This is a genomic window from Mesosutterella faecium, assembly GCF_022809315.2.
GTDB classification, from domain to species: domain Bacteria; phylum Pseudomonadota; class Gammaproteobacteria; order Burkholderiales; family Burkholderiaceae_F; genus Mesosutterella; species Mesosutterella faecium.
The window spans coordinates 2,011,327-2,033,783 of record NZ_JAKZJU020000001.1 but is presented as its reverse complement, the minus strand read 5'-3'; the positions used below and the strand labels follow the sequence as shown (position 1 = coordinate 2,033,783).

Here is a 22,457-nt window from a genome sequence, read left to right as displayed (position 1 = left end):
CCTAACCGCAAAGACTTGCTTTGGTGGGTCCGCGGTGGTTAAATGAGCCTGTCATAAAAAAGACCGTCCAGTCGGTTTAAAGGAAAGAAAATGCGTTTTAACAAAGCTTCCATGGCAGTGGCCGCTGCCGTCATGAGCGTCTTCGCCCTGCAGGCCTTCGCCTCCCCCGTGACCACCACCGGAACCGGCGTTGGCAAGGACGGCGAGATCAAGGTCGAGGTCACGTTCGATGCGAACCGCATCCAGTCGATCAAGGTCCTCTCCCAGCAGGAGAACCCGGTCCTCTCGAAGAAGGTGTTCACGGACCTGAAGGACAATGTCGTAAAGACCAATTCCGCCGACCTCGACGTGGTCTCCGGCGCCTCCTTCTCCTCGCGCGGCCTTCTCGCTGCGGTGAAGGACGCGGCGAAGAAGGCGGGCGTCACCCTCTCGAAGGACGGTCAGAAGTCCCTGAAGAAGGTCTCGAAGGCGATCCCCGCGAAGAGCGGCTATGACGTGGTCGTCGTGGGCGCGGGCGGCGCGGGCTTTGCCGCCGCGATCGAGGCGAAGAGGACCGGGGCGAGCGTCGTGGTGCTGGAGAAGATGCCTTCGGTCGGCGGCAACTCCCTCATTTCAGGCGGTGAGATGAACGTTGCCCGCAACTGGGTGCAGCCGAAGCTGGGCGTTCTCGACGACTCGCCCGAGCGCCACGCGCAGGACACCTATATCGGCGGCGACAAGAAGGGCGACCTCTCAGTGATCCGCACTCTCACCGGGCACGCGCTTGAAACTGCGAAGTGGGCCCGCGACTACGTGGGGGTGAGGTTCGAGCCGGACAACCTCTTCATGTTCGGCGGGCATACGAGAAAGCGCGCCCTGATCCCCGTGGGCCAGACCGGGACGGAGTTCATCACGAAGCTCTCGGCGAAGGCCGACTCGCTCGGCATCCCCGTGATTACGAACATGAAGGCCGTGGAACTGCTGCGCGATTCCACGGGGCGCGTGACCGGCGTCAAGGCTGAAATGGACGGCCGCCCCTATGAGTTCGACGCGAAGGGCGGCGTGGTGCTCGCGACCGGCGGCTTCGGCCACAACGCCGCGATGGTGAAGAAGTACAACCCGTCGCTTGACGAGCGCTTCAAGTCGACCGACTCCCCGAGCGCGACCGGCGAAGCCCTCTACATGGCCGAGCGCGCAGGGGCGAGCCTCGTGAACATGCAGTACATCCAGACCTACCCGATCTGCGACCCGGTCTCGGGCACGATCGAGCTCATCGCCGACGCGCGATTTGACGGCGCGATCCTCCTGAACCAGAAGGGCGAGCGCTTCGTCGAGGAACTCGAGCGCCGCGACGTGATCTCGCACGCGATCCTCAGGCAGCCCGGGGCCTACACCTGGGTACTCTGGAACGACAAGATCGGCAGCGTCTCGAAGACCGTCGAGGCGCACCCTGACGAGTACGCCGCGTTCACGAAGAACGGCACCATGAAGACCTGCGATGACCTGAAGTGCGTCGCCGACTTCACGAAGATCCCATACAAGAACCTCAAGGCGACCGTTGACCGCGTCGACTCCATGACCGGCAAGGGCAATGACCGCGACTTCCACCACCGTGCGGGTCTGGTCGACCTCTCGCAGGGCCGCTACTACGTCGTGAAGGCCGTGCCCTCCATCCACCACACGATGGGCGGCATCCGCATTAATCCGAAGGCGCAGGCCCTGAACGCCAAGGGCGAGCCGATTCCGGGGCTTTACGCTGCGGGCGAGGCGACCGGCGTCACTCACGGCACGAACCGTCTGGGCGGCAACGCCTATACCGACATCCTGGTCTTCGGCCGCATCGCGGGCGAAGCGGCGGCCTGGGACGCGCTGTCTGCCTCCTACAGGAACAAAAACTAAATCCGAATAAGAAGACGGGGGCAGAGCCCCGTCCTCTCCCTTTCAAACCCTTTTCTCTCCTGCAGGGCGGCCGGGTTTCTCCCCTTGAGGGCTAGGCCCGGCCGCCCTGTCCCTTATCGTCTTTTCCATTCAAAGGACTCGCAAAAAAATGAAACCCATGAAGCTCGCCGCAGCGCTTGCCGCCGTGGCCCTGTCCGGGGCGGCCGCAGCCGCCCCTTCCATCACGATGTACGGGGTCGTCGACACGGGCCTGCAGTACACCCACGTCTCAAACCGCGGCGTTGACACGCTCGAGATGAACTCCGGCAACTACGCGGGCTCGCGCTGGGGCGTGAAGGGCGAGGAGAAAATCGGCTCCTCCAGCGTGGGCTTCATTCTGGAGTCGGGCTTCGCAAGCGATACGGGCGCGCAGGGCAAAAGCGGCAGCATCTTCAACCGCGAGTCCCAGATCTATGTGAAGGGCTCCTGGGGCCGGATCGGCGCGGGCCGGGTCGGGGCCTTCACCTCGGGCTCTTCGTCCCTTTCCCGCTACTGGGACTTTGAGCCCTTCGAGACCGGGTACTACGACGCGGGGCTGCAGGGCACGCAGGTGAACGTCTGGAGGCTCAACAGCAACACCCTCTACTACGTCTCCCCGAAGATGAACGGCTTTGAGTTCGGCGGCCAGTATTCGTTCACGGGTAGCACGTCCGACAAAGAGACGAACGGGATGGCCCGCGACAGCCACTTCGGGAACATCTACGCGCGCTGGGACGGAAAGAATGCGCGGGTGATCGCCGGGGTTGAGGCCGACTTCATCGGCCACGACTACCGGGACACCGACCCGAACAAGACGAGGTGGTCGGCGAAGCTTGCCGGCGCCTGGACCCCGAACGCGGGCCCGGTGACGCTGTTTGCGGGCTACAACTATTACAAGAACCAGAACCGCTTCACCGACTCGACCTGGGACGACGACTACAAGGTGGTCTATGACGGCAGCGGCCGCGGGCTCGAGGGACATGCCTTCTTCCTGGGCGGCCGCTACAGCGTTGGAGCCGCGAGCTTTCTCGGGCAGTTCCAGTTCCTCACGGGCAAGAACAAGGGCGCCGTGAAGGGCGATGAGGACGACTACAAGCGCTACGTGGGGTCGCTCGGCGTGCACTACTACTTCAGCAAGCGCACGATGGGCTACGGCGTCGTCTCCTACGCGAAGGGCACGGGGCTGCTTGACACCAACACGACCGAAACGAACCGGGTCGTGACGACCGTAGGCGTCACGCACTGGTTCTAAAGGCCTGGGGGCTTGTCTGCGAGCCCTCCCGGCAGGCAAAGCCGGAGGGGCTCGCGCTTTTTGCTCTGCGGGCTTCGGGCCCCCGCGGGGAGCATCGGACGGGGAAAAGGGAGCGGGGCGCCCGCGCTAGAATCGGGGGCGGGATCTCCGCCCTTTCCGGGGTCCCTGATGAGGCTTCAGGCCACCTGAAAAAAAAACAACAGGGGACGAACGAATGGCAACAAAAAAAGCTCTGCACACCCGGGAGGCGATCCTCGAGGCGGCCCGATTCATTGTCCAGAAGGAGGGCGTCGACGCGCTCAGCATGGATCACCTCGCGCAGGTGGCCCACATGTCGAAGGGGGCGGTGACCTACCACTTCAAAAGCAAGCGGGAGCTCAACCGGGCACTGCTTGAAGACTACGCCGAGCACCTGAGAAGCGGCCTCAAAAGCCATGAGGACAACTACATCGGAGGCCCCGAGGATACGCTCGTGCCCGCCTACGCGGACTGGTTCCGGGACTTCGACCGCTCGAGCCACGGCTGGGCGCAGCTCGGCGTCCATCTGCTCTCCCAGCAGGTGAAGGACCCGGAGCTCGTGCGCCCGGTGCGCGAGTGGTACGCGGAGGTTGCGCGCCGGGCCGAGGCCTTCCCGAAGGAAAGGCAGCCCCGGGTGCTCACCGCCGTGATGGCGCTTGAAGGCCTCTTTTTCGTGCACAAGTTCGGTCTTGACGTCTTCTCCGAAGAGCAGAAGCAGGAGATCCTCTCGTTCCTCACCGGGGAGCTCTGCCCAAGCGCCGCGGCCCGCAAGGACTCCTGAAGGGCAGAGAAAAGGGCGGGCTGGACGCCTGGCGCTTTAGAGCCGGGGAGCGCCGCGCGGCGCGAACCGAAGCGAAAAGAGAATCCCCGCCGCGCAGATTGCGCTGCCTGCCAGCAGCATCGCCTCCGTGCCTGTCCGGGCGGCTCCGATCGGGTAGAGCCAGGCCGTCGCAGCGGCTCCGATTCGGGTGAGCGTCGTGATGCAGCCGATGGCGCTGCCGCGGATCGCGCTCCTGAAGAGTTCCGCGGGATAGACGTAGTCGAGCACGCTCTGCAGCCCGTAGGAGAACGAGAAAAGCACGAACCCCAGCAGCGTCGGGACCGGCTCGGGCGAGGCCATCGCGGCCAGGCCCGCGGCCATGAGGGCGAAGGTTGAGGCAAGGAGCGCCCTGCGGCTCGCGCGAGGCAGGAGGGCGGGCGCGGGCAGCGTCCCGATCAGGATCGACAGGTAAAGGAGCGCGAGCAGGGGCGGCAGCGGCAGTCCCGCGAGTCCCGCTGCTTCGAGGATCTCGGGCCCAAAGAAGAAAAGGGCGGTCGAAGGCACGATCTGGCAGAGCCAGAACCCGCTCACGAAGGCGAGCTTTCTCCAGTCCTCACGCGTGAAGTCGCGCAGGCTCGAAGTGCCGTGCTCGGTGCGCTGCGCGCTCCAGCCGCTCGACTCCGGCATGAAAAGCCGGATCGCAAGCGCCGCGGCGATAAGGGGCGCGGGCAGCAGCGTCCAGCCCGACCAGCCCGCGTGCGGGACAAAGAGCGTGCCTGCGGCCACGGCGGCCAGGGCCCCCGAGTACCACGCGCCCATGAGAAGCGACAGGCCCCGCTCCCGGGCCCGCCCCTCGAGCTCTTCGGAGAGGAACGCCTGGGCGGCCGGATAGTCGCCTCCTAAGAAGAAGCCGAGCAGGAAGCGGCCCGCGAGCGCGAGCCCCGCGTCGCCCGGCAGTTCCAGCGGCGAGAGCGAGGAAAGCGCGAAAAGCGTGAGAAGCGCGGCGGCCGAGGCAAAGCGCATGAGGGGCCTGCGCCCCAGGCGGTCGGAGAGCGCCCCGAAGAGAGCGCTTCCGAGCAGCGCCCCCAGCATGTAGGCGGCCGCAATGCCGCCCGCGAACCCGGGCTCGGGCCGCAGGTCAAGCAGCATGAGCCCCGTGGCCGCGATCGCGAAGGCATCGCAGAAGGGCGCGGCGGCCGAGGCGGAAAAGACCAGCCATGAAGGAGGAAGTCTCAGCATGGGAAAAAAGGCGCGTGACCGGAAAATCCCATCTTAAATCTTCGGCCCGGGACTGGAGGCCGCAGGGGGAGGCAGGGCTCTGCGGGGCGGAGCCTTTGGGAGGCCCGGCCCCTTTTTCTCCTCCCTAGAGCCTGCCCTGGAAGTGCGCGAGAAGCTGCGGGGAGGCTTCAAGCCTTCGCAGCGGCGCGATTGCCATCCCGATCGCCTCCTCCCAGAAGGCGGGGCGGCGGATGTCCTCGCCCAGGACCTTCGCGCAGGCTTCCTCCCAGGTGCCGCGGGAGAGGGCGAGGAAGAAGCGCTCGATCAGGTGATCCCCGCCCCTGCCCGACTCGAAGTGCGCAAGCAGCTGCCGCGCGGCGAGGAACCCGAAGCTGTACTGGAAGTCGTAGAAGGGGCGCATCTGGTAGAAGTGGTGCTTGTAGGCCCAGATGTACTCGTCGAGGCTCTCGGTGGTGTCCCCGAAGTACTCGCCCCAGACCTCCGAGGTGAGGCGGTTGAAGTCCCGGGCGGCGAGTCTTCGGCGCGACTGCTCGGCTTGGATTCGGACCGCGAGCTCGTGACGAAAGGGAATCGTGATGAGCTCGTTGGTGATCGTCATCATCGAAAACCAGAGCGCGGCGCGCTCCGAGGCTCCGCCCTCGAACCTTCGGTAGAAGTACTGCTCAAGGGCGGTGACGGCAAGCATCCCCGCGGTTTCGACCACGGTGAGCGGCACGTGCCTCAAGGGCGCCGGGGCCTGCAGCAGCAGCCGGTGCAGGCCCGCCACTCCAAGAAGGTGCGAGAGCCAGAAGGCCGAGGGCATCCCCGGCGAAACGTCTGCGAAGACCGCCACCGCCCGCAGCGATGGGAGGTTGTCGCACCAGCCCCCGCCCGTGCGGTTCGAAAAGCGCCGCGCCTCGATCCAGTGCCCTCGCAGCTCGTCGGCCACGAACTGGTCGAAAAAAGGGATCGCTGGGGTGAGCGCCCGGCGGATCGTGAGCAGCAGCCCCTGCATCGTCATGATGCTTTCGGGACCGCGCGAGAAGTCCTCGCCCGCGTAGCCCGCGGGAGGCGGCGCGAAAAGGAGACTGGCGTGGAGCCTGCCGCGCCCGAAGACCGGGGCGCGGGCCGAGACCGCGAGTCGCAGCTCCGGCAGCGACTTCCGGATCGCGGAAAAAAGCGCCGCGTAGGTCCCGGGGTCGATCCTCTCGGAGCTGAAGGTGTAGCCGAAGCTCGTGAGGCGGGCCCTCGACTGCGCCTCCTCTCGGCAGCCCTCCACCGCGTTCTGCAGGTCCGCGAAGAGCTCGCCCCGCTCGGCGATCCAGGCGTTCATCGAGCAGAAGACCGCCCGGCGCAGCCTCGGATCGTCCGAGTTCTTGAGAATCGAGATCGCCTGTGAAAAGCTGAAGCGCCGGGGAGCCTCGCCCGGGGCTTCGGGGTCGAGCGTGAGCAGCATCCGGCTGCGAAGCTGCCGGTATAGGAGCGAGAGCGGCTCGTAGACCCGCTCGCGCAGCGACTCCTTCTCCCCGTAAAAGGGATCGGGCAGGGCAAAGGGGCTCATCTGGGCAGAGAGCGCCGGCTCCGCGAGCTCGGGCGTGTCCGGGGGCAGGGCGAGGAGCTTTCCGCGGAGCCGGAGCGCCGCGCGCTCGACCCGGCCCGAGAGCCGCAGCACCTCACGCCGCTCGGCCGAGGCGAGGACGTCGGAGGAGGAGATGCTGAGCGCGCCGCGCGTGGCGGTGAGCAGCGTCCAGGCAAGGCTTCGCGCCTCGTCCGTCACCCGCGCCAGCTCGGTGAGCGTCGGTCCTCCGCCCGGGGCCGCCTCGAGCGCCTCGGCCATCGTGAGCAGCGCCGCGAGCCGCTCCTTGCCCGCGCGGAACTGCCTCCCCGCAACGTCGAAAATCCCGTCCTTGTCCCAGCCGGGAAGCGCCTTCGCACCGCCTCTTTCCATGCTTGAGCTCCCTTGCAGAGGGTTTCCACCCGCTCTGCGGCCATCCGTATGACCGGAAAATTGTCGCACCGCGGCCCGACCGAGGGAGAGAAGGCAAAGCATTATAGGTGTTAATACTTAATGATCATGGAGATAACCCTTATTCTCTTGCGCTATGTTTCTTCTCCTTACGCACCACGAGCGGGAAAACGGGATCGCTCTAGGGAAAAGATCTAAGGGTTAAATCCTATCGGCAGGCCAATAACCCCCCGGGTTCTTCCGCAGGGGGAGGCCGTTTCCTAGGATTGATGATGTCTTCTTCCAAAAGGGGAAATCATGCTGGGCATTTTGATCGGCTGCGCCACGCTCATTGTCGTGGGCTGGGCCATTTTGAAGGGCAAGTACGCCCCGCTCGTGCTCTTTGCAAGCGGCGCTTTCATGCTGCTTTGCGCCGCGGTGTTCGACATCGGGACGTTCCTGCCTAAAAAGGGGGCCGCGCCAACCGGCAGCGACCTTCTGGACGTGGTGGAGTTCATCCGGTACATGTTCTCCAACCGGCTCTCGAGCCTGGGACTGCTCATCATGACGATGGTGGGCTTCGCCTCCTACATGACGCACATCGGCGCGAACGATGCGTTCGTGCGGATCGCGATCCGCCCGCTCTCGCTCTTCAAGAACCCGTACATCGTGCTTATGGTGGGATTCTTGCTGGGCAAGGCCGTCTCCATGGTGATCACCTCCGCGGTGGGACTCGGAGTGCTGTGCATGGCGCTCATGGGACCGGCGCTCGCCGCGATCGGGCTCAACAAAAAGGCGATCGGCGCGATCTTCGTCACCTCGAGCGCGGTCTCGCTCGTGCTGATCGGGGGATCGACCGCCGCGGCCTCCAAGGCCTGCTCGATACCGATCCTCGACTACGTCTTCTTCTACAAGATCCCGGCAGGGCTGCCCGTGATCGCGATCATGGCGGTCACGCACTTCTTCTGGCAGCGCTACCTTGACCGAAAGGAAGGCTGGAACTGCGCCGAGCATCGGGGCGATACGCTCGTCTTCGACGAGGAGGTGAAAAAGCCCTCGGGCAACGCCCCGAAGTTCTACGCGGTGCTGCCGTTCCTGCCGATGATTCTCGTCGTGGTCTTCTCGCCCTATGTGGTGAGCAGCATCAAGCTCGACATCATCACGCTCATGTTCCTCTGCGTGATCGTGAGCATGGTGATCGAGACCTTCCGCTGGAAGTTCAACTTTGAGAAGATCGGCGCGGGCTGCAAGGTGTTCCTCCAGGCGATGGGCCGTTCGATGTCGGGTGTGGTCTCGCTCGTGATCGCGGCGGGCGTCTTTGCCCAGGGCTTCAAGTCGCTCGGGATGCTCGACGCGATCGTGGGGCTTGCGAACACCGCGGGCTTCGGCGCGCTCGGGATGTCGATCCTCTTCGTGCTCATCACGACTGCGGTTGCGATCATCGCGGGCAGCAACGGCGCTTCCTTCTACCCGATCGTCGAGATGGTGCCCAAGATCGCGAAGGACATGGGCGTGAACCCGGTAGCCCTCGTGCTGCCGATGCACCAGGCCTCGACCATCGCCAGGCCTCTCTCCCCGGTCGCGGGCGTGGTGGTCGCGATCTCCGCGATGCTCAAGATGAATCCCCTTGAGCTCGTGAAGCGCGCCTCGGTGCCCTGCATCGTGGCGCTGGTGGCGCACCAGATCATCGTCTTCCTGTTTACGCTTTAAGCCGGGAGGGAGAAACGAATCATGGCTGAGGCTGTTGAAGAAAACGCGCTGCAGGCTCCCGAGTGGCAGATGGAGGACGCCTACGGCGACATCGGATCGGAGCGCTGGAAGGCGTCCGCCCGGCGGGTCAGGGAGCTCACGGACGAGCTTTCCGCCGCGGGCCGCCCCGCGGGCGGGGCGCTCCTTTCCGCTCTCGCCCTCTACGAGGAGGCGCACATGCGGCTCTCTTCCCTTAAGGCCTTCGTGAAGTGCCTTGGGGCGAAGGATTCGACCGACGTGCGGATCGATCCGGAAAACGCCGCGCTCGCCCAGGCCGAGGCGGCGCTTGCCGGGGCCTCCGCTCCGCTTTTCGCCTCGATCGAGGCCCTCGCGCCGGAGGATCCCCTCTGGGAGCGCGAGCCCCTCGCGCACTGGCGCTTTGAGATTTCCCGCCGCGCGGGGAACTGGAAGCACCGGCTCTCCGCGCCGGTGCGGGCCGAGGAGGAGCGGCGCGAGGCCTCGGAGTTCAAGCCCCTCGGGGGCTGTTTCAAGCGGTTGCAGAAGGAAGTGGCGATCGAAGCCCGCCGCTCGGACGGCACCCCGGTCACGGTCCGCGCGGCCCGCATGATCGCGATCCTCAAGGGGGACCCCGATCCGGTGCTGCGCGAGACCACGGGCCGGGGGATCGAGCGGCACTACGAAGCAAGGGGCGAGGCCTATGCGAAGCTCCTTAACGCCCTGCACGGCTTCAGGCTCGAATTCTTCGGCCAGGCGGGCGTCAGCCCGCTTGAGGTCTCCCTGCACCAGAACCGGCTCTCCCGCGAAGGGTTTGAGGCGATGTTCGAGGCGATCCGCGGACGCCTGCCCGAGATTCGCAGCTGCGTCACGCTCCGGGCCCCGTGGCTCGGGCGGCAGACGCTGCCCTTCTGGGATCTCATGGCCCCCGCCCCGCAGGGACGCGCCCGGGCCCTGCCGCCCCCGATTCCCTACCCGGAGGGCTTTGAGACGGTCTGCGAGGCGCTCCGCGGCGTGAGCCCGGAGATCGAGGCGTTCTTCCGGATGATGAGAGAAAAGCGCTGGGTGGACGCGAAGCCCTCGGACCGCAAGATCGGGGGAGCCTTCTACTCGCGCTTCGAGGAGTTTCGGATGCCGCGGGTCTTCTCGACCTATCAGGGCAGCCTCGCCTCCGTGATCCAGCAGTCCCACGAGATGGGGCACGCCTTCCACTACTGGGTGATGCGGGACCTGCCCGCGGTGCAGACAGAGTTCCCCATGACGCTCACCGAGATGGCAAGCACCTTCGACGAGGCAGTGGTGCGCGACTTCCTCTTCCGCCGCTCCGATTTCGACGGGCGCTTTGCGATGCTCTGGCAGGACTTGAAGAGCTGGGCGAACTTTATGATGAACGTGCCCGCGCGTTGCAGCTTCGAGCTCGCGTTCCTGCGCGAGCGCAAGGAGGGCGAGGTGAGCGCCGGGCGCTGCCGCGAGCTGATGGCCGGGGCCTGGAAGCGCTGGTACGGAGACTGCGCGCTGCCCGACGTGAGCCTCTGGGCCTACAAGCTGCATTACTACAAGACCGATCAGCTCATCTACAACTATCCCTACACCGTGGGGTTCCTCCTCTCGCAGATCCTGTTGCAGAAGTGGAAGAGCATGGGAGCGGACTTCTATCCCTTCTATGTCCGGATGCTCCGCGACACCGGCCGCATGACGGTCGACGCGCTTGTGCGCGCTCATTTCGGGGCCGACTGCTCGGATCCGGCCTTCTGGCAGATCGCGATGAAGGGGCTCGACGAGGCGCTCTCGGCATTCAGGCAGTACGCGCCGCCCGCAGGGACCCCGGCGGCGGAACCAGAGGGCAGGCGTGCCGGGTGACGGCATGGCTGCGCGTTTTTGACTCAAAACGAAGACAGGAAGGAGAGTAAATGAAACTGTCAAAACTCACTGCGGCGCTTGCCGCCGTCACGGCGGCCGCCCTGACGATCCCCCAGGCGGCTCAGGCCGAGGCGAAGGTCGAGATGTACGGCCGTGCGGACACGGGCCTCGTCTACACCCATGTGAAGGGCGGCGACGACACCCTGGAGATGAAAAACGGCCGCTCCACCCCGCGCTGGGGCTTCAACATCAGCGAGGACATCGGAAACGGCTGGAAGGTGAAGGGCTACCTCGAGGCGGGCTACTACATCGATACCGGCGCGAGCACGACGAACGGCAAGCTCTTCGACCGCCGCTCGATCCTCGCCGTGGACGGCCCCTACGGCGAGCTGGGCGCTGGACGCGCGGGCACCGTGCAGTCCACCGTGGCCCCCTACTCGATGGGCCTGCTGCGCTACGACCCGTTCGGGACGTCCTACGGCAACGCCTCGATCGGCTCGACCTTCGCGAACACCTCGCGCGTGAGCAACGGTCTGCACTACCGTTCACCCTCCTTGGGCGGCTTCAGGCTCGGGGCCTCCTACTCGCTGGGCGACGCCGACAATGACGCGGTCGAGTGGAACGACAAGAACCACACCTTCGCCCTGGCCGGCAACTACCAGTCGAAGGACCTCTATCTCTCGCTCACCTTCGCAAACGTCGATTCGCTGCACGCCGCGAACGGCCGCAAGCCCGATGCGCGCATGTATCAGCTGGGCGGCTGGTGGGCGGCCACGCCATCGCTTAAGATTTTCGCCGGCGCGGGCTACCAGTCGAACTTCTCGACCGGCGGCAAACTCTCCGCCTCCAACCTCTCGGGCGTGAAGAGCTCGGTGGCGAACGGCGGCTTCAACGGCGAGAGCTTCCTCCTTGGCGCGACCTACACGATGGGCAAGAACAAGTTCATCGCCGATGCTCAGTACTTTACCGGCAAGCTCGCTCGCGACCATGACGTCGACTTCGACCGCACCGTACTCGCGGCGGCCTGGGAGTACTGGTTCAGCAAGAAGGTGATCGGCTACGTCGCAGCCACTCAGTCCTTCACTTCGGGCGAGGCCGAAAAGCTCGCGAGGAAGAAGGGTGGCTATAGCCTAGAGGCTACGCAGGTCTTTATGGGGCTTGACTACCACTTCTAAGCCCTGAGCTCAGGGCTAAACGCGGGTGAAGCAAGGGGGCAGGGCAGCCCTCGCCTGCGCAGTGCTTTTGGTGCGCCCGCCCTAAGGGGAGGGCGCAATTCTTTCTGGGGATCAGGCCTGGAACTGAGCGAGAAAAACCTCTGCCGTTTGCGGCAGCTCCAGGTCATTTCGGAAAAGCGCGACATAGCGCCCCGAGGGCAGGGGCGGATCTACCTGTAGTCTGAACAGATCCGGCTCGTCCTCAATCCGCAGAGGCGGTTCGGGAATGAGCCCCGCTCCGATTCCAAAGCCCGCTCGGGTGTACTCCTTCGTGAAGGCCATGGTGTCCGTTTCAACGCTTACTCGTAGCCGCAGTCCGGCTTCAGCGAATTTCTTTTCCAAGCAGTCGCGCGTGTTGTTCCCGGGCCTGAGAATCACCACGGGCAGCTCGCTCAGCTCTTTGAGCGAAAGGACCCGACCCTCGAGAGCTCCGAAATTTTCGCGGCTCGCAAAAAAGCCGTAGCGGTAGTAACCGAGGCAGTGCTCGACAAGCTGCGGATCGAGGAGGGCGGGCGCGGGCGTGGCCAGAAATAGCAGGTCGATGCGGTTAGAACGAAGGAGTTCCAGCATCGGCTGCATCCGGTTTTCAATCGTGAGTCGCACCTCGACCTCCGGGTGCCTGCGGTGAAAGCGAGCAAGCTGCGGGGTAAGTATCGTCTGCAAGATGAGAAAGGGGCACCCGATTCGCAGCAGTCCTGTTTTCTGCGCTCTTAGCACCTTCAACTTTTCCTCGCCTCCCTCCAGTGCAGAGAAAATGGACTCAGCCGTCTCGAGTACCGCGCGGCCTTCCGCCGTGAGGGTGAGCCGCCTGTGTGCGCGCAGGAAAAGACGGCAGCCCGTGAAGGCCTCCAGATCAGCCACGGCGTGCGAGACCGCGCTTTGCGTGATGAATAAGTGCCGGGCGGCCTCCGTCATGCTGCCAACTTGCGCAGTTTTCCTGAACACTCGCAGCAACTCTAGGTTGACATCAGACAGAGGTTTCATTTTTGTCTATGAAAAACATTCATTAATTAATAAAAAAATATCAATTGTATTTATTGTTTACGAAAGGCACAATACTCCCGTTTTGTCGTTACGAAATCGAGGAGAGAAGAAAATGCCTTTGACAAGACGCAGATTTGTTTCTGGACTCGGAGTTGCGGGCCTCGTCGGTGCCGTTCCGGCCTGGGCTATGGAAGATCCCTTTAGAGTTCCTGCTCGCTGGGATAAAACAGTTGACGTTCTCGTGATCGGCGCGGGCGGGGCGGGGCTCTAGGCCGCGATCACCGCGAAGGAGGCCGGCGTGAAGGACGTCGAGATCGTTGAGAAGATGGCCTTCCCGGGCGGCAACACGGTGCGCGCGGGCGGGGGCTTCAACGCGGCGATTAAGGCCGACTACGAGAAGGCGGGCATCAAGGACTCGCCCGAGCTGCACGCGAAGCAGACCCTCGCGGCGGGCGACTACCGCGGCAACCCGGCGATCGTGGAGAAGCTCACGCATCTCGCCCCGGAAAGCGTCCAGTGGCTCAAGGACCACGGCGTGAAGTTCCAGGATCACATCTACCAGATCTACGGCGGCATCTACCCGCGCGCGAGAAACCCGCTCGGCCCCCGCGGCTCGGCCTACATCCAGGCGCTCTACGCCGTGTGCGAAAAGGAGGGGATTCCCGTTCACCTCAGCACGAAGGTGGAGGACGTGATCCGCGAGAAGCCCTTCTCAGGCCGGGTGCTGGGCGTGAGGGTCTCGGGGCCCGAGGGCACGCGCACCATCCGGGCGCGGGCGGGCGTCGTGGTCTGCTCCGGGGGTTTCGCCGCGAACGCGAGGCTCTGCGGCATCCACGACCCGAGGCTTGAAAAGCTCGGGACCACGAACCAGCCGGGAGCGACCGGCGAAGTGCTCACCGACCTCATCAACCTCGGGGCCGAGACCACGTGCCTCGACTACATCCAGTGCATCCCGGGAGGACTGCCGGGCGGAAAGCCCTATCCCAACCTCTTCACGCACGTCGACCGCTTCGTCTTCACCAACATCGAAGGCCGCCGCTTCATCCACGAGGACGCCCGCCGCGACGTGCTGCGCGACGCGATGCTCGCGCAGCCGAAGATGCTCGCCTGGACGATCGTCGACGCCGACGGGTTCGAGCTGCAGAAGAACTCGAAGGGGCCGGAGAACGAGGCCGCGAGAAAGGCGGGCACGCTTTATGTCGGCAACACGATCGAAGAGCTCGCCTCGAAGATCAAGGTCGATCCCAGGGTGCTCCGCGACACGATCGACGTCTACAACCGCGCGGTCGACACGAAGAAGGATCCGTTCGGGCGCGCTCCGCGCATGCTCTCGCACAAGATCATCAAGGCTCCGTTCTACGCGGGCGAGGTGACGATGAAGCGCCACCACACCATGGGCGGCGTCGTGATCAACACGAACGCCGAGGTGATCGACCGCGAGGGCCGCGTGATTCCGGGCCTGTGGGCCGCGGGTGAGGTGACCGGCGTCGTGCACGGCACGAACCGCGTGGGCGGCAACGCCATGGCCGACATCTTCACCTACGGCCGCGTCGCGGGCCAGAGCGCGGCGCAGGCCGCCAAAAGGCTCTGATCGCCCCCAGAAGTAGGACGCGGGCCCAGCTCGGACTCTCTCCCCGGCCGGACCCGAGCGCCCCTTCCGGTTCTTCCGGAAGGGGCGCTTTTAGTCTGTGCCTATCTAATAGAGAGACCCGCTGCCCCCGGGGCCTCATTTTTGTTATATCTATCCATTGTGTTAGAGCAAAGGGAAAATGTCACATGCCAGCACAACGGGACTATGTCACACCCTAGCAAAGCGATTATGACACCAAAAATTCTCCGCCAAAGACAGAAATTGAGAGCCCCCTGGGGCCCTTTATCGTCTTCATGGAGAACACCCTGCCCACGCTCTGTCGGGCGCTCGCCTCAAATGGGCTGAAGCCCGTGCGGGCTGTGGGCAGGTTGGGAAAAAAGATCTTCTGAGAGCCTGTGTTGATTTCATTATTTGCCAGATCTGTTTTTCCGCTGCTTCAGCTTTTCTTCGAGTTCACGGGCCTTTTGGTCACGCTCTTTTCTCTGGGCCTGCCGTTGCTTCGCTTCAGCCATTTCGCATTCCAGCTTCATGACGAAGCCGTTGGGTCGCAAATCTTCCTTCTCAATGATTCGATCCAGGCATGCGTCTATGGTCTTCGATGACTCAAGGTATTCCGTGCGCTCGAGCGTTTTTCTTTTCCGGGCTTCAAAGCAGAGCAGATGTTCTTTGCCCCGTGCATCCCGGTAGACCATTTCCGGCGCACGGCCATCCGGGTACTCGATGACGCTGACTTTCTTGCCCATCAGCTCAAACTTCCGAGCGCTCGCATTCTTGAGCTGCAGGATCGACCCCCCGAAGGAGACGCTCAGAGATTTGCTCAGAACGCGTTCGTGCCACCAGGCGCATATGCGTTCAATCTCGGGCATACTTTCTTCAGCCACCGCACAGTTTGCGCTCAGGGGTTCTCTTGGGTCGATTCCAAACCGCTGATTGAAATCCCTGATCAGTTCGTCCATGCGCTGATTGGCGGTGGCCATGTCTTCGATTCCCATGACCCTGAACTCATGCGGCCAGCGCCCCTGCAGCGTCTTGAACAGGCGTTCTATCCGGCCTTTTGCCTGCGGGCTCTGAGCGAATATCTGCTCGATCTGAAGCTTGTCGCAGACTCTCTGAAACTGTGTGCCCTCTACATTTTTGGACCGGCCCTGAGCCAACGCGCGGAAAGTGCCGTGCCGATCGCTGTATAGCGCAAGGGGGATTCCGTGCGCCCTGATGTATTGGAGCAGCACGGTCATATAGCCCGCCGCGGTCTCCGAGGGAAAGAACCCGGCAGCGGCGATTCTGCCGGTCGCATCGTCAATGAACGCGATTAATGAGCACTCTTTCTGACCGGGGCCGAACCATCTGTGCGGGCTGCCGTCGATCTGAACCAGCTCGCCGAACCTTGACCTTCTGCGCCTCAGAAAATGACCGGCTCTTCTGAGCCCCTGCTCTGAGGCCTGAGGGCTGAGTTCTCTCAGAATCTTTCGAACAGTTTCCTTCGACACTTTGATCCCTTCGTTTTTCACAAGGTACTGAGTCAGGAGCGTCGGAGGGAAATCCTGATATTTTGTAACTGCCAGTTCTATGATTTTTAAACGAATATCGTCTGGCAGGCGGTTGCTCGGGGGCCGCCCTTTGTTGCCATGGGGCGGATCTGCGGCTTCGCCCCTTTTCCAGGCGGCCAGCCTGCGATAGAACTGGCGAATGCTCAGCTTCATCGCTTTGGCTGCCTCCGGCACCGAGAGCAGGCCGTAGGCGACCTGTTCGAAAATCTCCTCTGTGCCGGTCTGGGACTTCGGGGCTCTTTCAGGAAGCGAGTTTTTCATGTGCGACTCCTAAAAAACAGGCTCTCTGAAGTGATTGTGTGACAAAATCGCTTTGCCGGGGGCTGTCATGCAGATTGCCGGCTTATGACAGAGTCGCGTTGCCGGACCATGACATAGTCCCGTAGTTTTCCGTGACATTATCGCGTTGCTCTAACAGTTATATCTATCCATTGGATTATTTTATTTTTATCGGCTAAATTATGCCCTGAATGCGCTCATCCGGCGCTCGAGGCGGGTCCAAACGGGGGTAAAATAAATAGAAGTATTTCTCATTACCATTTGTGAATGGCAGGTGAGAAGTCAGGTCTTTAAGCACGAAGGAAAAAAGGTAAACAAAAATGACGAATGAAACTGTGAAATGCGGTCTGTTCCTGCTTGGCGGAATCGTGATCGGAGCGCTCGGCGCCACGGCCGTCTCGCGCGGGAAGCTGAAGGGCCTGAAGCCCCTCGCCTCCGACGTCCTCTCCCACGGCTACGACATCCGCGACAAGGTCCTCGAGACGGTCGACGGAGCCCGCGAGGACGTGGCCGACGTCTTTGCCGAAGCCGAGGCGAAGTCCAAAGCCCGCCGCAGCGCCGCGTCCCCCGAAGTGGAGGAGGCCGCGCTGCTGAAGAAGGCCCCGGGCACCTCCGCGGCCTGACCCCCCGCTTTTTTTTGAGCTTCGGCCCTCTGCGGCCCGCTTCTCCGTCTTCTTTTTTAGCTTCGGGGTTCCATGAATCTTACCGTTGCTCACCACATTCCCGGGCGCATCCGCTGGCGCTCGGCCTTTCGCTTCACCGACGCTTTCGCCGTGACGCTCGCCGACCGGCTGCAGTCGGTCGCGGGGGTCGAGGGCGTCCGCGTGAGCCCGCGCTCGGGCTCGATTCTTGTCGTTTACAGCAGCGCCTCGGCGCTGGACGCGGCCGCGGCGCTGCTCGCCTCGATCCGCACGAGGCGGGCTTCATCGCAAAGCCTGCCCACCGCCGCCCAGATCCGGGAGCAGCGCCGCCGCGCGGCCGCCTCGGACTACGACTGGTGGCCGCTTGAGCGCTATGTGTTCGTGCGGCCGCTGCTGCCTTTCCTCTGGAACGCGGTCCACACGGTCGTGCACGCGGTGCCGTTTTTCGTCCGCGGGCTCGCAAACCTCGTGCGCGGGCGGGTGAACGTCGAGGTGCTCGACGCCTCGGCGGTCGGCATCTCGCTGCTGATGCGCGACTTCCGGACGGCCGGCCTCATCGTGCTCCTTCTGGGGCTCGGGGACATGCTCGAGCGGGTGACGAAGAAGAAGTCGCTCGACTCGCTCGCGAGCGAGCTCTCCGTGCGGGTCGACCGCGTCTGGGTGCGCGGCGCGGACGGCGGCCTCGTGCAGAAGCCCATCCAGGAGCTCGCCCCCGGCGAGGCGATCGTGGTGCGCGCGGGCACGGCCATTCCGGTCGACGCCGCCGTGGTCGCGGGCGAGGCCTTCGTGAACCAGGCCGCGCTCACCGGCGAGCCGCTTCCGGTCCGCAAGGCCGCGGGCGGCGCGGTGTTCGCGGGAACCGTGGTGGAGGAGGGCGAGATCGACATCCGCCCGACCGGCAGCCAGGAGGACTCGAGGCTCAACCAGATCGCGCGCTTCGTGGACGAGAGCGAGCGGCGCAAGTCCGGGCTCGAGGCCCGGATGTCGCACCTCGCAGACGCGATCGTGCCTTTCAACTTCCTGCTGGCGGGCCTGGTCTTCTTCTTTACGAGAAGCCTCGCCCGGACCGCCTCGGTGCTGCTCGTTGACTACAGCTGCGCGCTGCGGCTCTCCACGCCCTTGTCGGTCCTCACCGCGATGAAGGAAGGCGTGCGCGCGAACATCCTCATCAAGGGCGGGCGTGCGCTTGAGGCGCTCGCCGAGGCCGACACCGTGGTCTTCGACAAGACCGGGACCCTCACCAACGCCGCCCCGAAGCTCACCGACGTGGTGCCCCACGGCGGCTGGGACCGGGACGATCTGCTCAAGGTCGCCGCCTGCCTCGAGGAGCACTTCCCGCACCCGGTGTCGCGCAGCATCGTGCTCGCGGCCCGCGAGAAGGGCCTCGACCACGCGATCGAGGAGCACGACGCCGAGGTGGTCTACGTGGCCGCCCACGGGATCCGCTCGCGCGTGAAGGGCAAGGAGGTCGTGCTCGGCTCCCGGCATTTCGTCGAGGAGGACGAGGGCGTCGACATCTCCGCGATGGACTCTGAGATCTCGCGGCTTGCCGCCCAGGGCAAGAGCATCCTCTACATGGCCCAGGGCGGAGAGCTGATCGGGATCTTCGGAATTGAGGACCCGCCCAAGGAGAACGCCCGCGCGGTGATCGGGGAGCTCCGCTCGATGGGCATCCGGCGGATCGTCATGCTCACCGGCGACGACCCCCGGACCGCGACCAGCATCGCCGCGAGGCTCGGGGTCGACGAGTTCCGGGCCCAGATGCTCCCCGAGGGCAAGGCCCGCGCGGTCGAGGAGCTGCGCGCGGGAGGCCACCGCGTCATCATGGTGGGCGACGGCATCAACGACACCCCGGGGCTGTCCTCGGCCGACGTCGGCGTGTCGATGAGAGACAGCACCGACATCGCCCAGCAGGTGGCCGACGTCGTGCTCGCCAGCAACAACCTCGAGGACCTTCCCCGGGCGATCCGGCTCTCGCGGGCCACGCTCGGGCGCGTCCGCTTTAACTTCGCCGCAAGCGTGGGACTCAACACCGGGTTCCTCGCCGGCGGCCTCATGAACATGATCCCGCCCGCCATGAACGCGGTGCTGCACAACGGCACCACGATGGCGGTCTGCCTGAACGCGATCCGCGGCGGCTACATCGACTCAGGAACCGAGCCATGAACGAGAACGATCCCCTTGCCCCCTATATCCGAAGCCTCGCTCCCGGGAGGCTGCGGCTGCGGCACCCGGCGCTGCGCGGGGAAGAGGCCGCCTCGGGGCTCGAGACGTTCCTGCGCGGGATGGAGGGCGTCATTGCAGCCGACGTCAACCGCCGCGTGGGCAGCCTCCTGCTCCTCTGGGACCCGGAAAAGCTCGACCTCGGGACGCTGCGGGCCCTGGCCCAGGCGGCGCTGCCCGCGCTGCCGGCCGCGCCCGCAGTGAAACGCCGCTCCTGCGGCCTCAGCCCCTTTCACGCCTCGGCCTCGGTGAACCGGATGGTGAACCGCGGGATGGCGGTGTCCTACGCCGCGGTCCTCCTTTCGATCCTTCCGGGGATGAGAGGCCGGATGGCGGCCCTGCACGTTGGCTCCGGCGTTTTCTTCACGGCCCTTCTCCTCTGGCACATGATCCGGTATCGTAAGACGGTCTTCTAGGATCGTCCTGCGGAGGGAAAGCCATGGGTAAGTTCACGCGGTTCGCCGTCGCGCTCGCGGCCGCGGTGCTGGGGACGGCGCTCCTGATCGGAGCGGCCGCGGCCCTTCTGTTCGCGCTTTCCGCCGCCGTTCTGGCCTTCGCGGTAGCGGCGGCCGCTGCCCCGAGGCAGTGCCGCGCGGCGGCCCGCTCGATGTCGCGCCTCGCCTCCGAGCTGCCGCGGGCCTCCCGCCGCTTCTTTATGACGGCCGAGGAGCTGCTGCGCAGCTTCTCGGAAGCGGCGGGGCCGGAAGCGGAAAAGGGAAAGGACGCCGCCCGCCCCGGAGCGCCTTAAGGCCCCCGCCCTTTAGAAGCGTTTTTTTTTTGCCCGGTCTACTTCGCGGGGTGTCCCGCGTGCAGCGTGAGGCTGGGCTTCCAGCCTTTCGGCAGGAAGCCGAAGGCCTTCGGGTCGGCTTTTTCGGCCGCCTTCACGGGGCTTGCCCGCACCACGCAGGCGAGCTTCGCGCCCGCGCAGTAAAGCCCCGCGCTCTGGGCCGCGAGCCCCGCGTGGTAGGGCCCGTACTCCTCACCCGCGGGGATCGCGAAGATGAGCACCTCGGGCGCGTCGTTCATCGGGGAGGGCAGCGCCCTGGGGGCCGCGCGCACGAGCCTCTGCCCGGCCGCCTCGTAGCGCCACACGCCGTCCCTGCGGTTCACGTAGACCTCCAGCTCCTGGCGGTTCATCGCCGTGGGGATGGTGCGGCGGCCGTCGCTACGGTTCACGCCCCAGGCGGCCCACAGCAGGTTCGAGAGCTCCTGGGCCGAGAGATCCCCGGGGGCGAAACTGCGGCTGCTGTGCCGGCTGGCAAGCGCCTCCATGAGGGGCATCCCGCCCTTCGTCTGCGCCGCGGGCAGGCTGATCGTGTCGGAGGCCCGGGCGGCCCCGGCGGCAAGGGCCGCGGTGAGGGCCGTCAAAACGAGCGCTTTTTTCATAGGCGTCCTCCTTTCTTTGCAAAGGCTTGCTGCTGCGTCCATTTTAGCGGGGAGGGGCAGGGCGGGCGTGGGACGGAAAGTTTGATCTAAAGGGCTGAAAATCTGCTTCTTATGCAGCTGAGACGCCGCCTTTCGGCCGAGGCTTTTTCCCCCTCGTGCGCTCCCCCTTTCGGACCATCGCCCTTTGGCGGGATGAAAAACTCCCTTTTTCGGGGCAAAAAAGTTCCCCTTCGCCCTACAATGGTGCTGTTTACCTTTAAGCAGAAAGCTGCCGGCCTCCTGGTGCGGAGGCGGGAGCGTTTTCTGTTTTCACAGGATTTTTTCATTTCTTAACAAAGAAACGCGCCGGAGCCCCCTGCCTCCTACCGGGAGGGACAGGGCGCAGCACCGTCCGCGGCCACCCGCCCCGGATTCCGGCTCCGGACTTTTTTCGGAGAGGAGAGTTCTCGTGCAGCAGAACAAGAATCGCACCCTTGCGATCGGCTTCATGCTTTTCGCGCTCTTTTTCGGCGCGGGCAACCTGATTTTCCCGGCCGCCATGGGGCAGAACGCCGGCACCAACGTCTGGTACGCGGTGGCGGGCTTTCTCATCACGGGCGTCGGCCTGCCGCTTTTCGGCGTCGCGGCGATCGCCTACTCGGGCTGCGAGGGCCTGCATGACGCGGCCTCGCGCGTGCATCCGCTCTACGGCCTTTTCTACACCGTGATCGCCTATCTGTCGATCGGCCCGTGCTTTGCCATCCCGAGAACCGGCACGGTGGCCTTTGAGATCGCGGTGCGTCCGTTCCTGGGCGGCATCGACGGCCCGGCGGCGCTCCCCATCTTCCTCGCGGTGTTTTTCCTCATCGCCTGGTGGTTCGCGGCCACGCCTTCAAAGTTGGTCGACCGCATTGGCAAGGTGCTCACGCCGGCGCTGCTTTTCGTACTCCTGATCCTCATCGCGAAGTCGGTCCTCACGCCGATGGGGTCGCCCGCCGCTCCCACCGCGGCGTACGCCGCGCCGCTCACCGCCTCGGTGCAGGGGCTGCTCGACGGCTACAACACGCTCGACGCGATTGCCGCCTTCGTTTTTGCAACGCTCGTCGTTGACGCCGTGCGCGAAAGCGGCTGCACGAAGCGCACCGAGCTCACGCACGAGGTCTACAAGGCGGGCGCGATCGCCGCCGCCTGCCTCGGATTCGTCTACATCTTCATCGCGAAGCTCGGGGCCGAGAGCGTCCCGATGATCGGGCTGCAGGAGACCGGGGCCCCGGTGCTCGCCGAAAGCGCGAAGATCCTGCTCGGCCACGCGGGAGCGGCGATCCTCTCGGTGATCGTGCTGCTCGCCTGCCTTTCGACCGCGATCGGGCTCATCACCTGCTGCGCGGGCTACGCCCTGAGGCTGTGCTCGAAGTTCACCTACAAGACCTGGACCGTGATCTTCACCATCGTCTCCTACCTGATCGGGCTCTTCGGCCTGAAGACCATCATCGTCTCCACGATCCCGGTGCTGATGTTCATCTACCCGCTCATCGTGGCGCTGGGCTGCCTGCTCTTCCTGAACAATCTCTTCGGCGGCCGGCAGTGCGTCTACGCCTGGACGATCGGGGCCACCTTCATCATGGCCTCGATCAACCTGCTCGAGACCGCGAAGATTTCGCTGGGCGGGCTCGAGGCGATCCTCAGGGACTATGTGCCCCTGCACGCGCTCGGGCTGGGCTGGATCCCGTTTGCCATCGTGGGCTTCGTGATCGGGCTCATCTGGAAGAAGCTCGTTCCGGAAAAGAAGGCGGCCTAAAGGGCTCTGTCTAGGCTGTTTTCCTTATATAATCTCAAGCTTCCCTGCCTGATTGCGGGCGGGGAAGCTTTTTTCATGCCTGGGAGGGCGCGGGAGCAGACCGCGCCCCGGGGCCGCATCCGTGCAACAGGGAGCCTTCAGCGCCCCGCCGCTTTCCCTCCG

17 protein-coding genes are annotated in these 22,457 nt (G+C 64.6%); 12 read left to right on the top strand and 5 right to left on the bottom strand.

Annotated features, from left to right (window positions below):
* Nucleotides 1-111 precede the first annotated feature (111 nt).
* The 3 genes from MUN46_RS09205 (at nucleotide 112) to MUN46_RS09195 (ending at nucleotide 3,947) form a co-directional block, all read left to right on the top strand.
* Nucleotides 112-1,878: a flavocytochrome c gene (locus MUN46_RS09205; protein ID WP_422732593.1), complete on the top strand. Its 1,767-nt coding sequence runs from the start codon at nucleotides 112-114 to the stop codon at nucleotides 1,876-1,878.
* A gap of 148 nt (nucleotides 1,879-2,026) precedes the next feature.
* On the top strand, nucleotides 2,027-3,148 hold the full coding sequence (locus MUN46_RS09200; protein ID WP_285230599.1) for a porin: 1,122 nt from the start codon (nucleotides 2,027-2,029) through the stop codon (nucleotides 3,146-3,148).
* Between the two features lie 214 nt (nucleotides 3,149-3,362).
* Nucleotides 3,363-3,947 carry a TetR/AcrR family transcriptional regulator gene (locus MUN46_RS09195; protein WP_243377717.1) on the top strand — a complete coding sequence of 195 codons (585 nt, stop codon included), beginning with the start codon at nucleotides 3,363-3,365 and terminating at the stop codon, nucleotides 3,945-3,947.
* Between the two features lie 36 nt (nucleotides 3,948-3,983).
* Here MUN46_RS09195 and MUN46_RS09190 read toward each other — a convergent pair whose 3' ends face one another.
* Both MUN46_RS09190 and MUN46_RS09185 read right to left on the bottom strand, forming a co-directional pair.
* The gene (locus MUN46_RS09190; RefSeq protein WP_243377716.1) at nucleotides 3,984-5,165 is read right to left on the bottom strand and encodes an MFS transporter; all 1,182 of its coding nucleotides are present in this window, start codon (nucleotides 5,163-5,165) and stop codon (nucleotides 3,984-3,986) included.
* A 124-nt stretch (nucleotides 5,166-5,289) separates the two neighbouring features.
* Complete coding sequence (locus MUN46_RS09185) at nucleotides 5,290-7,092, bottom strand: hypothetical protein (protein ID WP_243377714.1); 1,803 nt, start codon at nucleotides 7,090-7,092, stop codon at nucleotides 5,290-5,292.
* A gap of 315 nt (nucleotides 7,093-7,407) precedes the next feature.
* Between MUN46_RS09185 and dcuC the strand changes: the two genes are divergently transcribed.
* From dcuC to MUN46_RS09170, 3 genes are read left to right on the top strand one after another with little or no spacing between them, the layout of a single operon-like run.
* Nucleotides 7,408-8,799, top strand: a complete 1,392-nt coding sequence (gene dcuC / locus MUN46_RS09180; RefSeq protein ID WP_243377713.1) for a C4-dicarboxylate transporter DcuC — start codon at nucleotides 7,408-7,410, stop codon at nucleotides 8,797-8,799.
* 21 nt (nucleotides 8,800-8,820) lie between these two features.
* Nucleotides 8,821-10,653: a M3 family metallopeptidase gene (locus MUN46_RS09175; RefSeq protein ID WP_243377712.1), complete on the top strand. Its 1,833-nt coding sequence runs from the start codon at nucleotides 8,821-8,823 to the stop codon at nucleotides 10,651-10,653.
* Nucleotides 10,654-10,703: 50 nt separating this feature from the next.
* A complete protein-coding gene (locus MUN46_RS09170) occupies nucleotides 10,704-11,828 on the top strand; it encodes a porin (RefSeq protein ID WP_243377711.1) in 1,125 nt (374 codons plus the stop codon).
* 111 nt (nucleotides 11,829-11,939) lie between these two features.
* On the opposite strand, the gene MUN46_RS09165 is transcribed toward MUN46_RS09170, so the two are convergent.
* Nucleotides 11,940-12,851 carry a LysR family transcriptional regulator gene (locus tag MUN46_RS09165; protein WP_281069904.1) on the bottom strand — a complete coding sequence of 304 codons (912 nt, stop codon included), beginning with the start codon at nucleotides 12,849-12,851 and terminating at the stop codon, nucleotides 11,940-11,942.
* Between the two features lie 277 nt (nucleotides 12,852-13,128).
* Here MUN46_RS09165 and MUN46_RS09160 point away from each other — a divergent pair, with 277 nt between their 5' ends.
* Nucleotides 13,129-14,442 carry an FAD-dependent oxidoreductase gene (locus MUN46_RS09160; RefSeq protein ID WP_285230630.1) on the top strand — a complete coding sequence of 438 codons (1,314 nt, stop codon included), beginning with the start codon at nucleotides 13,129-13,131 and terminating at the stop codon, nucleotides 14,440-14,442.
* Nucleotides 14,443-14,849: 407 nt separating this feature from the next.
* Here MUN46_RS09160 and MUN46_RS09155 read toward each other — a convergent pair whose 3' ends face one another.
* Nucleotides 14,850-16,250: an ISNCY family transposase gene (locus MUN46_RS09155; RefSeq protein WP_285230533.1), complete on the bottom strand. Its 1,401-nt coding sequence runs from the start codon at nucleotides 16,248-16,250 to the stop codon at nucleotides 14,850-14,852.
* A gap of 338 nt (nucleotides 16,251-16,588) precedes the next feature.
* Between MUN46_RS09155 and MUN46_RS09150 the strand changes: the two genes are divergently transcribed.
* The 4 genes from MUN46_RS09150 (at nucleotide 16,589) to MUN46_RS09135 (ending at nucleotide 19,880) form a co-directional block, all read left to right on the top strand.
* Nucleotides 16,589-16,891 carry a hypothetical protein gene (locus MUN46_RS09150; protein ID WP_237977781.1) on the top strand — a complete coding sequence of 101 codons (303 nt, stop codon included), beginning with the start codon at nucleotides 16,589-16,591 and terminating at the stop codon, nucleotides 16,889-16,891.
* A 72-nt stretch (nucleotides 16,892-16,963) separates the two neighbouring features.
* Entirely contained in the window at nucleotides 16,964-19,075 is a 2,112-nt protein-coding gene (locus tag MUN46_RS09145) for a heavy metal translocating P-type ATPase (protein ID WP_243377240.1), read from the top strand.
* Nucleotides 19,072-19,548, top strand: a complete 477-nt coding sequence (locus tag MUN46_RS09140; protein WP_243377239.1) for an HMA2 domain-containing protein — start codon at nucleotides 19,072-19,074, stop codon at nucleotides 19,546-19,548. Before MUN46_RS09145 ends, MUN46_RS09140 begins: the two co-directional genes overlap by 4 nt.
* Before the next feature lie 23 nt (nucleotides 19,549-19,571).
* Nucleotides 19,572-19,880, top strand: a complete 309-nt coding sequence (locus MUN46_RS09135) for a hypothetical protein (protein ID WP_243377238.1) — start codon at nucleotides 19,572-19,574, stop codon at nucleotides 19,878-19,880.
* 38 nt (nucleotides 19,881-19,918) lie between these two features.
* Here the strand turns inward: MUN46_RS09135 and MUN46_RS09130 are convergent, their stop codons facing one another.
* Nucleotides 19,919-20,518: a nitroreductase family protein gene (locus tag MUN46_RS09130; RefSeq protein WP_243377237.1), complete on the bottom strand. Its 600-nt coding sequence runs from the start codon at nucleotides 20,516-20,518 to the stop codon at nucleotides 19,919-19,921.
* Between the two features lie 448 nt (nucleotides 20,519-20,966).
* On the opposite strand from MUN46_RS09130, the gene brnQ reads away from it, so the two are divergent.
* Complete coding sequence (brnQ, locus tag MUN46_RS09125) at nucleotides 20,967-22,295, top strand: branched-chain amino acid transport system II carrier protein (RefSeq protein ID WP_243377236.1); 1,329 nt, start codon at nucleotides 20,967-20,969, stop codon at nucleotides 22,293-22,295.
* Nucleotides 22,296-22,457 lie beyond the last annotated feature (162 nt).

What these genes read in the sequence shown, in the direction of transcription:
- MUN46_RS09205 (WP_422732593.1), top strand. Translation starts at nt 112, where the DNA reads ATGGCAGTGGCCGCTGCCGTCATGAGCGTCTTCGCCCTGCAGGCCTTC.
- MUN46_RS09200 (WP_285230599.1), top strand. Translation starts at nt 2,027, where the DNA reads ATGAAACCCATGAAGCTCGCCGCAGCGCTTGCCGCCGTGGCCCTGTCC.
- MUN46_RS09195 (WP_243377717.1), top strand. Translation starts at nt 3,363, where the DNA reads ATGGCAACAAAAAAAGCTCTGCACACCCGGGAGGCGATCCTCGAGGCG.
- MUN46_RS09190 (WP_243377716.1), bottom strand. Translation starts at nt 5,165, where the DNA reads ATGCTGAGACTTCCTCCTTCATGGCTGGTCTTTTCCGCCTCGGCCGCC.
- MUN46_RS09185 (WP_243377714.1), bottom strand. Translation starts at nt 7,092, where the DNA reads ATGGAAAGAGGCGGTGCGAAGGCGCTTCCCGGCTGGGACAAGGACGGG.
- dcuC (WP_243377713.1), top strand. Translation starts at nt 7,408, where the DNA reads ATGCTGGGCATTTTGATCGGCTGCGCCACGCTCATTGTCGTGGGCTGG.
- MUN46_RS09175 (WP_243377712.1), top strand. Translation starts at nt 8,821, where the DNA reads ATGGCTGAGGCTGTTGAAGAAAACGCGCTGCAGGCTCCCGAGTGGCAG.
- MUN46_RS09170 (WP_243377711.1), top strand. Translation starts at nt 10,704, where the DNA reads ATGAAACTGTCAAAACTCACTGCGGCGCTTGCCGCCGTCACGGCGGCC.
- MUN46_RS09165 (WP_281069904.1), bottom strand. Translation starts at nt 12,851, where the DNA reads ATGAAACCTCTGTCTGATGTCAACCTAGAGTTGCTGCGAGTGTTCAGG.
- MUN46_RS09155 (WP_285230533.1), bottom strand. Translation starts at nt 16,250, where the DNA reads ATGAAAAACTCGCTTCCTGAAAGAGCCCCGAAGTCCCAGACCGGCACA.
- MUN46_RS09150 (WP_237977781.1), top strand. Translation starts at nt 16,589, where the DNA reads ATGACGAATGAAACTGTGAAATGCGGTCTGTTCCTGCTTGGCGGAATC.
- MUN46_RS09145 (WP_243377240.1), top strand. Translation starts at nt 16,964, where the DNA reads ATGAATCTTACCGTTGCTCACCACATTCCCGGGCGCATCCGCTGGCGC.
- MUN46_RS09140 (WP_243377239.1), top strand. Translation starts at nt 19,072, where the DNA reads ATGAACGAGAACGATCCCCTTGCCCCCTATATCCGAAGCCTCGCTCCC.
- MUN46_RS09135 (WP_243377238.1), top strand. Translation starts at nt 19,572, where the DNA reads ATGGGTAAGTTCACGCGGTTCGCCGTCGCGCTCGCGGCCGCGGTGCTG.
- MUN46_RS09130 (WP_243377237.1), bottom strand. Translation starts at nt 20,518, where the DNA reads ATGAAAAAAGCGCTCGTTTTGACGGCCCTCACCGCGGCCCTTGCCGCC.